This window comes from Pseudomonas sp. SBB6, assembly GCF_024213215.1.
Taxonomy (GTDB): Bacteria; Pseudomonadota; Gammaproteobacteria; order Pseudomonadales; family Pseudomonadaceae; genus Aquipseudomonas; species Aquipseudomonas donghuensis.
This window is the reverse complement of record NZ_JANAVH010000011.1, coordinates 66,338-78,890: the sequence shown is the minus strand read 5'-3', so window position 1 is coordinate 78,890 and position 12,553 is coordinate 66,338. Positions and strand designations below refer to the sequence as shown.

Here is a 12,553-nt window from a genome sequence, read left to right as displayed (position 1 = left end):
GGTAAGGATGAAAGTGCTTTTTTGTGTTCGTCATAATTTTCACAGTTCGCCAGGCGGAGCACAGATACAGATACTGAAAACCAAAGCGGGTTTGGAGAAGCTTGGGGTCCATTGCGATTTGACGACCACACCCTATGGTGTGGATTATGCTGCTTATGACATCTTGCACCTGACCGATCTGACCTGGATCTACGACATCCTCGAATACCTCCAGGAAATTCAGCGCAGTGGCTGCTCAAGTAAAAAGGTCCTGTCAACCATCTATTGGCCTTTTGATGACTATGCGGCCAATGGTGCACCGCCACTGCAATCGATGGTCTATCGCCTGTTCGGTGTTGGCGGGTTTGAGCGAGCCAAGGCAGCCGCCAAGTTTTTGCTGCGCCGAGAGAAAATCTACCTGAAGGGCGTGTTCAATAATTACATTGATACCCAGCGTAAGATTGTCCAGTCGGTGGATATGCTGTTGCCTAACTCTGAGCTTGAGTTCGAGGCGCTTGCGGCGCGATTGAATGTCAAGAAGCCGAGTTATCGAGTGGTCAATAATGCCGTTGATACGACCGTTTTCGACGCCGTTGCCGCAGCCTCAACGGTTACCCGGCGCGACGATCTGGTCACGTTTGTTGCACGCATTGACGCTCGGAAAAATCAGATGGGCTTCCTGCGTTCGGTAATGAACGAAACGTTTACCATCCGCTTTATCGGTAATCCCGGGCCAAACAGCGAAGGGTATTTTGGGAAGCTCAAGGCCCTGGCTAAACGCCGAGGCAATGTTGAGTTTTTCTCTCACTTGTCACAGGAAGAAGTCTTCCAACATATGCTCGAAGCCAAGGCCAATGTACTGACTAGCTGGATTGAAACTCCTGGCCTGGTCAGTCTTGAAGCGGCTTATGCTGGTTGCAATATTGTTGTTTCGGCCAAAGGGTCGGTTAAGGATTACTTCAGGGATTATGCATACTATTGCGACCCTGCCGATGAGACGTCAATGCGCTCAGCTGTCAACTTGGCGCTGAGCAGTGACTACAATCCGCAAATCCGTGCCCTTATAAGCTCGGAGTATAGTTGGGACTATGCAGCCAAGCAGACGTTTGATGCTTACCATTCAGTTTTGAGCGGATCGTATTGATGAGTACTCGTAGCCTTACTGTCCTGGGAATCAGGGGGGTACCCGCCCAGCATGGCGGTTTTGAAACGTTTGCCGAAAAATTGGCGCCTTACCTCGTCGCTCAGGGCTGGCAAGTCACGGTCTATTGCCAGGAGGATGGCGAGGGTGCCATCTGGGAAAGTCACTGGGAAGGCGTGCGTCGCATCCACATTCCCGTCAGCCGAGCGGGGGCAGCGGGCACTATCGTTTTTGACTGGAAAGCCACCTGCCATGCACTTTCCCAGGACGGGCTCTTTCTGACGCTGGGTTACAACACGGCGGTTTTCAACTTGCTGCAGCGGGTCAAGGGTCAGATCAATGTCATCAACATGGATGGCATTGAGTGGCGTCGCGAAAAGTGGGGGCTGATTGCCAAAACCTGGTTCTGGTTGAATGAGCGGGCGGGGTGCTGGATCGGTAATCACCTGGTCGCCGACCACCCCAAGATCAAGGATCACCTGGCGACTCGGGTATCGGCCGAGAAAATCACCATGATCCCTTATGGTGGAGATGAAGTGCTGACAGCGGATGCCAGCCTTCTGGAGCGCTTTGCCCTGCAACCCGGTCAGTTTTCGGTGATCATTGCGCGGCCAGAGCCTGAGAACTCGTTCCTGGAAATGGTTCGGGCGTTTAGTGCCAAGCCCCGTGGACATCGACTGGTGGTGTTGGGCAACTTCAACCCGCAGGCAAATGTCTATCACCGCCAAGTAATGGACGCTGCCAGCAGCGAGGTGCTGTTTCCGGGGGCGATCTACGAAGTGCCGGTCGTCCAGGCACTGCGTCATTTCAGTCGTTTTTACTTGCATGGTCACCGTGTTGGCGGCACCAATCCTTCTTTGGTCGAAGGCCTGGGAGCCGGTTGTGCAGTGATTGCGCACGACAATCACTTCAACCGTTGGGTGGCAGGGCCGGAGGCCGCATACTTTGCCGATGAAGACGCCTGCGCAGCATTGTTCGATCGTTTGCTCATCGACGACCAGGCTGTACAGGCAATGAAAGCGGCGAGTCGCAACCGCTTCCTTGAACGGTTCACCTGGGAGCGCATTTTGCGGGAGTATGAGAGCTTGCTGGTCAAATGGCACCCAAGCAAATAGCTTAGTCTGCCGTGAACCTGCGATTTTCCACTTACTTTCAGTGGTGCCAAGCGGTCTGTAGAGCGACAGCACCATAAGACTTTACATGACAGGGAACCGTGACTGAGTCATGCCTAACACAACGCGTTACCAACCGACCTTTGCCGAGCGCTATCCGGTGGCAATGGTCGCTGCAATTGCAGATTTCCTACTGGTGGTCAGTGCGGCTTACCTGGCCCACTGGTGGCGATTCGATGATTGGCGCCTTTCCAGCAGTTATCCGCTAGCTGTTACGCTCTGCGCATTGGTGGTGATGATCAGCCTGTGGGCGAGCGGCCTGTATGGTTCCTGGCGTGGCAAGTCGATTGCCAGCCAGTTGGGCAGGGTATATCTGGGATGGCTGGTGACCATTGGTGTCTTGCTGAGTGTGGTGTTCTTTCTGAAATCGGCGGAAGAGTTTTCGCGTCAATGGTTCATGTACTTTGTTGCGATCGGCAGTACCTTCACCGTGACCTTTCGCGTCTTGATTTTTATCGCTCTTCGACAGCTGCGTTCTGCGGGGCGAAACCTCAAGTCGGTGTTGCTGATCGATGCCGGTGGCAGCGCGGCTCTGCGATTGCATAGTGGTACCGAGCTGGACGAAGATGGTTTCCGGGTCGCCTGTACACTGCCTTTCGCAAGTGAGCCGGACTGGCTGGAGCGTCTGGTCAAGGCCGTTGACGAGCATGCGGTGCATGAAGTCTGGCTGTGCTTGCCATTGTCGGCAGGTGCGACCCTGCGTTCAGTCATGTATGCGTTACGTCACCACACAGTAGCAGTACGCTTCATTCCTGAATGGGGGGACCTGCCATTGCTGAACCACAAGGTCAGTAATATTGCCGGGGTCTACTCGCTGGACCTCAGCTGCAGCCCCATGGACGGGCCGGCGGCGATGCTCAAGCGCGTCGAAGATATTGTCATCGGCGGCGCGATATCCTTGATGATCCTGCCGGTTTGCCTGTGCATTGCGCTGGCGATCAAGCTGTCTTCTCCCGGGCCGGTGGTGTTCAAGCAGTACCGGACTGGCATCAATGGACGTAAATTCAAGGTGTACAAATTCCGCTCCATGGTGGTACATCAGGAGAACCGGGGGGACGTCACCCAGGCGACGCGCAACGATCCACGGGTAACCCGTATAGGTGCATTCTTGCGTCGTACGAGCCTGGATGAGCTGCCTCAGTTTTTCAACGTATTGCAAGGGCGCATGTCCATTGTCGGGCCGCGGCCTCATGCCCTGGCGCATAACGAGTACTACAAGGACCTCGTCGAGTCGTACATGCAGCGTCACAAGGTAAAACCGGGAATCACCGGTTGGGCGCAAGTCAACGGCTATCGAGGTGAAACCGACACGCTGGACAAGATGCAAAAAAGGGTGGAGTGCGATCTGTGGTACATCGACAACTGGTCCCTGGCCCTGGATATCAAGATCATTTTCTGGACCGTGTTCAAAGGGTTTGTCGGTAAAACAGCCTATTGATTAACAGGCTAGGGGGATTGCGCCCGGGCCGTTGTTGGAGAGTTGTGTGTCAGATCGTTTGAGTGGTCTCATCGGTGGGGGAAAAGGAGCGAGGGCGCTGTGCTGGGCCTTGGCTTTAGGGTTGTTTGTTCTGGTCAGCGGATATGTCTGGTTCGAGTCCGGCAGTGCGCGTAACGCGCAGGTGTATGTGTGGTTGCTTTTGCCTGCATTGGTGTATGGCCTCTGGGTTGCGCTGGTGCGCCGCTCGATTCGTATTCCGGTCGAGTATTACCCCTGGCTGCTGATGCTTGCCTGGATGGCATTGAGCACGCAGTGGGCGACTGGAGTTGAGAACCCCTTGGCACTGGCCAAGCGTGGTCTATACATGGCATGTTTTTTATTGGCGGTCAAAATGCTGCACGACCGCGACCCACAACTCTTGCGCAATGCACTGTTGTTCGCAGTCGCCGTGGTTGCTGCCGGTGCCTTGGCCACGATCATCTACCAGTTCTTCTGGCTGGGGCAGCCATTGGAATATAGGGCCTACAGGCTCTATCGCCTGGGTATCGGCGATTTTGCCGACTATGGCTGGCCCGTTGTGGCTGGAATTTTTCACGGCTCGGTGGCTGTCTGGGCGCTGGGAGTTGCCTTGGAGCGACGTACGTCCTGGTTGCAGGCGCTCTTCTGGCTGGCGGTTTTCGGCGTGTTGTCGGTCTATGTGCTGCTTACCTATACGCGAGGCGCCTGGTTCGGCCTGCTGGGCGCGGCGGTAATGGTTGTTCTGATGCAGCGTTCGAAGCGGGCCTTGTGGTTGACCGCAATCGGCACCGTGCTGCTGATGTTGGCGGTCTTTCATTTCTGGGATCGTCTGTTGGTGGAGGTGCAGGTGCGCCAGCTCTCCGGGCGAGGGCCTATCTGGGAGTATTTCTTCCAACTGATGCCAGGCCACTGGCTGCTCGGTTATGGGTTGGGCACCCCGTTCGAGTACCGATGGCCGAACGAGGAGGCTGTGTCGCCGCATGCTCATAGCTTGTACCTGCAACAGATCTACGACAGCGGATTGGTCTCGGTGGCGTTGATGGCCGCAGGCTTGTTGCTGGTAGGTATGAAAGCTTGGAAATTGCGCAACGATCCCTGGATACGCCTTGCGGTCCCGGTGCTTGTCTTTGCACTCATCGCCATGCTCACGGATGTCGAGCGGATCTACAGCCGTCCAGGAACCTATTGGACAGTGTTCTGGTTACCACTGGCTGTGCTTCTGGCGCGCTCGGTGCTGCCGGTTGATCGTCAGGCGAGCGCCGATTCGCAGCAGTGACGTCGGCGTAAGCGTTTGTAATGCCGACCCGGGGTTCGCACCTGGGGCGCGTAGGTTGGCAGTTTACTGGAAAGTGCTGCGCAGTGAGGCTAGGGTCAGCATCAGAGATGATTGCCGATTCCAGCCAATTCGGCCGTTCAACGGGCAGAGCGTGTGGCTGGGTGGGGGTAGTGCCAGGGCACTGAGTACTGCAAACTGAGCGTCACACACAGCGGGGCCCATTCCAGACGATGCAAGTAACTCACCGGTACCAGCCTACCTTCGCGGAGCGTTATCCCGTTCCTTTTTTCATTGCACTGATGGACATGGTCATTGTCCTGGCTGCGGGATTGTTCGCTTACCACTACCGCTTTCACCAGTTTGACATGTCCGGCCGCTACAACACGGCCGTCACGATTACGGCCGTTATAGTCGTGGTCTGTCTGGCCTTGGGCGGTGTCTACGGGTCGCAGCGCGGGCAGTCATTCTGGCGCCAGTTGAGTGTCCTGGTCGTGTGTTGGCTTGCGGCCGCGGGCATTCTGATGTCGTTGACATTTCTATTGAAAGTCTCCGATAACTACTCACGTATATGGTTCAGCGTGATGCTGATAACCGGCAGTTCCCTATGCCTGTTGCTGCGACTCTCGGTGTTCTTGCTGTTACGGCGTGTACGGGGGGCCGGACGAAATTTGAAGAGTGTCCTGCTCGTTGATTCCGGGGGGCAGTCAGCCAACCAGTTGAGTAGTGGGAAAACCCTGGAGGAAGACGGTTTCCATGTCGCCGTGAACCTGGCATTTAGCCAGGGTGCAGGCTGGCTGGAGACACTGGTTGGCAAAGTCGATGAGTCGGGTGTTCATGAAGTCTGGCTTTGCTTGCCGTTGAGCGAAGGTGGTGCGATTCGTTCGATTCTCTACGCCTTGCGCCATCACACTGTTGCCGTCAGGTTCATACCTGAGTGGGGTGATATTCGTCTTCTCAATCATAGGGTCAGCCATATTGCCGGGCTGTATTCGCTTGATCTGAGCTGCAGCCCCATCGACGGTCCGGTTCGTGTCGTCAAGCGAGTTGAAGATCTGGTGATCGGCGGCCTTATCAGCCTGTTGATCCTCCCGGTTTGCCTGGTGATCGCGTTGGCTATCAGGATCAGCTCACCGGGGCCTATCCTGTTTAAACAGTATCGAACGGGAATCAATGGCAAACACTTCAAGGTCTATAAGTTCCGCTCGATGGTGGTCCATCGTGAAGGCGGCGTAACCCAGGCCACCCGTAACGATGTACGCGTAACCCGGGTCGGTGCGTTTTTGCGGCGTACAAGCCTTGATGAGCTGCCTCAGTTCTTCAATGTGCTGCAAGGGCGCATGTCGATCGTCGGGCCGCGACCGCATGCGCTGGAGCACAACGAATACTACAAGGAGCTGGTTGAGTCCTATATGCAACGGCACAAGGTCAAGCCGGGTATCACTGGCTGGGCACAGGTCAGCGGCTATCGGGGTGAAACAGATACGTTAGAGAAAATGCAAAAGCGGGTCGAGTATGACCTTTGGTATATTGATAACTGGTCGTTGGGGCTGGATCTGAAAATTATCCTGCTGACGATTTTCAAAGGCTTTATCAACAAGAATGCTTTTTGAAGGGGGCAGGCTTGCTGCACCGTCAACCCTTTGGCATGTTTAAATGAATGTTTTCCTCACGGGTACTAGCGGTTTTGTCGGCTCAGCCGTTGCCCGGCATTTAACCTTGAAAGGCCATCGGGTGCGCGCGGCCTTGCGGCGGCAGAATGCTGCACTGATTCCTGGCATAGAACCGGTATTCTTCGACGATATCATTCGACACGACTGGGCTGCGGCGCTGGCGAACCAGGCGCAGGTTGTTCATTGCGCCGCACGCGTGCATGTGATGAATGAACAATCCACCAATCCGCTTGATGCGTTTCGCAAGATCAATGTCGATGGCACCATGAGCCTTGCCCGTGCTGCGGCCAAGGCGGGTGTCAAACGCTTTATCTTTATCAGTTCGATCAAGGTAAACGGTGAGTCGAGCGCTATCGGGCAGCCTTTGGGTGCTGATGATCCGGTCAATCCGGCAGACCCTTATGGGATTTCCAAGCATGAGGCAGAAATGCAGCTGCTTGAGCTGGCGGCACACAGCGATATGCAAGTGACCATCATTCGACCGGTGCTGGTGTATGGGCCAGGCGTCAAAGCCAACTTTCTGCGCATGATGGGCTGGTTGAACCGGGGATTACCTTTACCGTTGGGGGCTCTGCGTAATAAGCGAAGTTTGTTGGCCTTGGACAATCTTGTGGATTTGATTTCGACCTGCATGGCTCATCCTGCCGCAGCCAACCAGATTTTCCTCGCCAGTGACGGTGAGGATCTTACGACCACGCAGTTGCTGCAGTACACCGCGAGCGCCCTGGGCAAATCCCCGAGGTTGATACCGGTGCCAGCGTGGGCGTTGAGTGCGTCACTGCATCTGCTCGGCAAGTCCGGCATTGCCCAACGGCTCTGTGGTACCTTGCAGGTCGATATCAGCAAGAACCGTAGGGTGTTGGGGTGGGAACCCCCAACTCGTGTCGGTGATGCATTGAGCGAAACAGCCCGCAACTTTCTGGAACAGCGGTAAGTATGAGTGTCTGGTTGTGGTTGGTCGTGGTGCTGGGGCTCTCCCTGGCCTTGACCTGGGCGTTGCGCCGTTATGCCCTGGCGCGCAGTTTGATCGACATACCAAATGCCCGAAGTTCGCATTCGGTGCCAACTCCACGGGGAGGTGGTGTCGCCATTGTGCTGAGCTTTCTGCTGGTGCTGCCAGCGTTCCTGGCATCCGCCTGGGTGACTTGGAGCCTGGCTCTGGCATTGCTCGGGGCAGGCGGAGGCATCGCAGTGCTGGGGTTTCTCGATGATCATGGTCATATTGCCGCGCGTTGGCGTTTGCTGGGGCATTTCGCTGCTGCGATTTGGGCATTGTGGTGGGTAGGTGGTCTGCCGCCGTTTGAGCTATTCGGTGTTTCTCTTGATCTGGGCGGGGTCGGCCAGGCGCTTGCGGTGTTGTACTTGGTCTGGTTGTTGAACCTGTACAATTTCATGGATGGTATTGATGGTATTGCCAGTGTTGAGGCCGTTTGCGTCTGTTTTGGTGGAGCATTGCTGTATGTGTTGATTGGGCAGCCGGTCAACGCCTATATGGTGCTTGCATTAGCCGCTGCGGTATTGGGCTTTTTGGTGTGGAATTTTCCTCCTGCCAGGATTTTCATGGGGGATGCTGGGAGTGGATTCATCGGCGTCATGCTCGGTATCCTTTCATTACAGGCGGGATGGGTGGCGCCACAGCTACTATGGAGCTGGTTGATTTTACTCGGTGTATTCATCGTGGACGCAAGCTGCACCTTGATGCGGCGCCTGGTACGTGGCGATAAAGTCTACGAAGCGCATTGCAGCCATGCCTATCAGTTCGCTTCGCGTCAATACGGTCAGCATCTGCCGGTCACGTTGGCTGTGCTGGTGATCAACCTGGTCTGGTTGCTGCCGTTGGCAGTTGCTGTTGCAATCGGCTGGCTTCCGGGGGAGGGAGGCATGCTAATTGCCTATTCGCCGTTGGTGCTATTGGCTATCAAGTTCCGGGCCGGAGCGTTGGAACTTCGCTGACTGCAAGTGCCGTTGCGCAGCCGCGCAGCGTCTTGGCATCGGGTTTGTATATGTCATCGTGTTGTCCGGGTGTCCATCCTCAGGGAGGGATGCCTTGAGCAAGTGTTGCTGTCTGAGGGAAAGGAAAAGTGCGGGTATGGATAGAATAAGGACACGCATGCTCGGGTTGACGCGTCCGTGTAAGCGAGCGATACAAGTAGCCACGGATATTGTTCTGGTGTGGATCGCACTGTGCCTGGCTTTTCTGGTCCGCTTGGGGTTGGATGAGATGGTCAACCCGGTAATGACGCACCTGTGGCTGTTCGTCGCCGCCCCTCTGACCGCTATCCCGACATTCATTCGATTTGGCATGTACCGGGCCGTCATGCGTTACTTTGGCAATGATGCCCTGATTGCCATAGTTAAAGCGGTTACGTTGTCGTCGCTGGTCTTGGCTCTGGTGGTGTACTGGTTCAGCACGCGCCAGATCGCGGTGCCTCGATCAGTCATTTTCAACTACTGGTGGCTAAGCCTGATCATGATCGGTGGCTTGCGCCTGATTATGCGTCAGTACTTTCTGGGCGATTGGTTTACTGCAGCTCAACATGTGCCATTTGCCAGTCGAGATAATGGCCTGCCGAAAGTGGCGATCTATGGTGCCGGCGCTGCAGGTAATCAACTGGTTGCAGCGTTGCGCATGGGACGTGTCATGCGTCCGGTCGCCTTTATTGATGATGATGAAGGTCTCGCCGATCGTATCATTTCCGGATTGCAGGTCTATCGCGGCAAGGATATTCAGAAAGTTATCGATATGACCGGGGCCCAAGAAGTGTTGCTGGCGATACCTTCCAGTAGCCGGCGCCGGCGCCGGGAGGTTCTTGATCACCTCGAAAACTTTCCCCTGCACGTACGCAGTGTGCCCGGCATCATGGATCTGGCCAGCGGTCGGGTCAAAGTGGATGACATTCAGGAAGTGGATATCGCCGACTTACTCGGTCGCGACGCGGTGCCTGCCCAAGAGGACTTGCTGGCCCATTGCATAACCGGCCATGTGGTCATGGTAACGGGTGCCGGTGGCTCGATCGGTTCGGAACTGTGCCGTCAGATATTGACGTTACGGCCTACCACGCTGCTGCTGTTTGAGCATAGCGAGTTCAACCTCTACAGCGTCGTGGGCGAACTCGAGGAGCGGATTGTGCGAGAGTCTCTACCCGTGCGCTTGTTGCCGTTTCTAGGTTCGGTGCGTAATCAGAAACTGCTGTTTGACACCATGAGCATGTGGCGAGTCGACACGGTTTATCATGCGGCGGCCTACAAGCATGTGCCGATCATCGAGCACAACATTGCCGAAGGTGTACTCAATAACGTATTTGGTACGCTCAATACCGCACAGGCCGCCCTTCAGGCGAATGTTTCCAACTTCGTGCTCATCTCCACCGACAAAGCCGTACGTCCGACCAATGTGATGGGTAGCACCAAACGCCTGGCTGAAATGACGCTTCAAGCGCTGAGCCGAGAAATGACTCCGGTGCTGTTCGGTGAGGAAGGGGATGTTGCGTCCGTCAACACCACACGTTTCACCATGGTGCGATTTGGCAATGTGCTGGGGTCCTCCGGCTCTGTCATCCCGCTGTTCCATAAGCAAATCGCCGCGGGTGGGCCTTTGACGGTGACGCATCCGCACATTACCCGCTATTTCATGACCATTCCCGAAGCGGCTCAACTGGTTATCCAGGCGGGCTCCATGGGGCGCGGGGGCGAGGTGTTCGTGCTGGACATGGGCGAACCTGTGCGTATCGCGACATTGGCAGAGAAGATGATCCACCTGTCGGGCCTTAGTGTGCGTTCCGAGCGCAATCCGGGAGGGGATGTTGCCATCGAATTCACCGGATTGCGTCCTGGCGAGAAGCTCTTCGAAGAACTGTTGATTGGCGGTGATGTTGTAGCTACCCGGCATCCCATGATCATGAGTGCCGAGGAAGATTGCCTGGGGTGGAGTCGCCTCAAGGAGTGCCTGCAAGAGTTACAAGCAGCTCTTGGCGACAATGATTGCAACCGGGTACGCCAGTTATTGCGCGAAACCGTCAGCGGCTACGCCCCGGATGGAGAGATTGTCGATTGGGTTTATCAACAGGGGCGGGCAGATTCGTCGGCGTGGGAGGTCGAGCGCCAAACCTATTGAAACAAATAGATACGTTTGCTTGTCGCAGTCGCTGTAGAAAATTGAACTTCTCAGAAGGCATTCATCCGAAAAATTGTAGGGCAATTCTGAGGTGTTTAAGTTTTATGTTACAGTTCTGTGCTTCTAGTCAACCTTGAAAATGCCTTGAGCGCCTGTTAGCCCGACCTTGATCTTTGCCGTCCTGACGGTAGGGTTTGGAGCGCGCATCGGCTAGCAGCTCCGCCTTCAGGCCGGATTTAAAGGATTAACCCAGCGTGAAAATCGTTCCAGTAATTATTTGTGGTGGCTCAGGTTCCCGCTTGTGGCCCGTATCCCGTGCAGCCCACCCCAAACCTTTCATCCCTCTTCCGGATGGCAGCAATCTGATTCGTAAAACGTTTACCCGCGCGGCAGGTCTTCTTGGGGTTGACAGTGTCCTGACGGTTACGAATCGAGACCTTTACTTCAAGACCACCGATGAATACAACCAAGTTGGTGGCGCTGCAAAGGACCTCGGCTTCGTACTAGAGCCTTTTGGTCGCAACACCGCAGCGGCTGTGGTAACCGCAGCTTATGAGCTGCTGGAATCTCATGGTCCGGATACGCTGATGCTGGTGATGCCAGCCGACCATCTCATCGAGAAGCAAGAAGCCTTTGCTCAGGCAGTGGATAAGGCTTTGAAGCTTGCCGCTGAGGGGTGGATGGTTACTTTCGGGATTACCCCTGAATATCCGGAGACGGGGTATGGGTACATTCATCGGGATAGCAGCGAATTGCTCGAAGGTGGAGCGATGGTCAAGCGTTTCGTCGAAAAACCGGACCTGGAAACCGCTAAAGGTTATTTGGCTTCGGGTGAGTACCTGTGGAATGCGGGTATTTTCTGCTTCCGCACCGCAGACCTGATCCGTGAAATGGAGTGCCATGCCAGTGACGTGACCTCCGCTGTAAAGGCCTGTATGGGTGAAAGCAAAGTGATGGAAGAGGGCGGCCGGCGTCGTGCGCTGTCGCTTGATCCGGAGCTTTTTGCAAGTGTTCCTGACATTTCCATTGACCATGCGTTGATGGAGCGCTCCAGTAAAGTTGCTACCGTTCCATGCGATATCGGCTGGAGTGATATTGGCTCTTGGAGCGCCATGAGTGATTTGGCCGCCTCTGATGAGTGCGGTAACCGCCTGGATGGTGAAGTGTTGATTCACGAGGCGCACAACAACTTTGTGCTCAGCAACGAACGTCTTGCCGCCTTGGTCGGGGTCAAGGATCTGATCGTGATCGATACACCTGACGCACTTCTTGTTGCCCACAAGGATCATGCACAGGATGTGAAGCACATTGTCGCGCAACTCAAGTCGCGCAATCACGAAGCCCACAAGTTGCATCAGACCGTGCACCGCCCGTGGGGCACCTACACCACGCTTGAAGAAGGCGAGCGCTTCAAAATCAAGCGTATCGTCGTCAAGCCGCAGGCATCGTTGTCATTGCAGATGCATCATCATCGTAGCGAGCACTGGATTGTTGTTAGTGGCATGGCCCGGGTGATCAATGACGAGCGTGAACTGATGCTCGATACCAACGAGTCGACGTTCATTCGCGCAGGCCACAAACATCGGTTGGAGAACCCAGGGGTAATAGACCTGGTGATGATCGAAGTGCAGAGTGGTGATTATCTAGGGGAAGACGATATTGTTCGCTTCCAGGATATCTATGGTCGTGCAAACGGCTAATTGATCGAGAATAAACAGCCATGCGCACATGATTGTGTTCATGGC

At 55.3% G+C, this 12,553-nt stretch carries 9 protein-coding genes; all 9 read left to right on the top strand.

What is annotated here, in order from left to right:
* Positions 1 to 7: 7 nt before the first annotated feature.
* The 9 genes from NLX68_RS20245 (at position 8) to NLX68_RS20205 (ending at position 12,508) form a co-directional block, all read left to right on the top strand.
* Positions 8 to 1,123, top strand: coding sequence for a glycosyltransferase family 4 protein (locus tag NLX68_RS20245; RefSeq protein WP_100782130.1), 1,116 nt, complete (start codon positions 8 to 10; stop codon positions 1,121 to 1,123).
* Positions 1,123 to 2,235, top strand: coding sequence for a DUF1972 domain-containing protein (locus NLX68_RS20240; protein WP_254285538.1), 1,113 nt, complete (start codon positions 1,123 to 1,125; stop codon positions 2,233 to 2,235). The genes NLX68_RS20245 and NLX68_RS20240 overlap by 1 nt, the downstream gene beginning before the upstream one ends.
* A gap of 109 nt (positions 2,236 to 2,344) precedes the next feature.
* Positions 2,345 to 3,730 (top strand): undecaprenyl-phosphate glucose phosphotransferase, encoded by a 1,386-nt coding sequence (locus NLX68_RS20235; protein ID WP_254285537.1) that lies wholly within the window; start codon positions 2,345 to 2,347, stop codon positions 3,728 to 3,730.
* 46 nt (positions 3,731 to 3,776) lie between these two features.
* Entirely contained in the window at positions 3,777 to 5,024 is a 1,248-nt protein-coding gene (locus tag NLX68_RS20230; protein WP_145959273.1) for an O-antigen ligase, read from the top strand.
* Between the two features lie 305 nt (positions 5,025 to 5,329).
* Complete coding sequence (locus NLX68_RS20225) at positions 5,330 to 6,634, top strand: undecaprenyl-phosphate glucose phosphotransferase (protein ID WP_302056276.1); 1,305 nt, start codon at positions 5,330 to 5,332, stop codon at positions 6,632 to 6,634.
* A gap of 43 nt (positions 6,635 to 6,677) precedes the next feature.
* Complete coding sequence (locus NLX68_RS20220) at positions 6,678 to 7,628, top strand: SDR family oxidoreductase (RefSeq protein ID WP_100782125.1); 951 nt, start codon at positions 6,678 to 6,680, stop codon at positions 7,626 to 7,628.
* A 2-nt stretch (positions 7,629 to 7,630) separates the two neighbouring features.
* Positions 7,631 to 8,647 carry a glycosyltransferase family 4 protein gene (locus NLX68_RS20215; protein ID WP_100782124.1) on the top strand — a complete coding sequence of 339 codons (1,017 nt, stop codon included), beginning with the start codon at positions 7,631 to 7,633 and terminating at the stop codon, positions 8,645 to 8,647.
* Positions 8,648 to 8,783: 136 nt separating this feature from the next.
* On the top strand, positions 8,784 to 10,808 hold the full coding sequence (locus NLX68_RS20210; protein WP_254285535.1) for a nucleoside-diphosphate sugar epimerase/dehydratase: 2,025 nt from the start codon (positions 8,784 to 8,786) through the stop codon (positions 10,806 to 10,808).
* A gap of 254 nt (positions 10,809 to 11,062) precedes the next feature.
* Positions 11,063 to 12,508, top strand: a complete 1,446-nt coding sequence (locus NLX68_RS20205) for a mannose-1-phosphate guanylyltransferase/mannose-6-phosphate isomerase (RefSeq protein WP_100782122.1) — start codon at positions 11,063 to 11,065, stop codon at positions 12,506 to 12,508.
* Positions 12,509 to 12,553 lie beyond the last annotated feature (45 nt).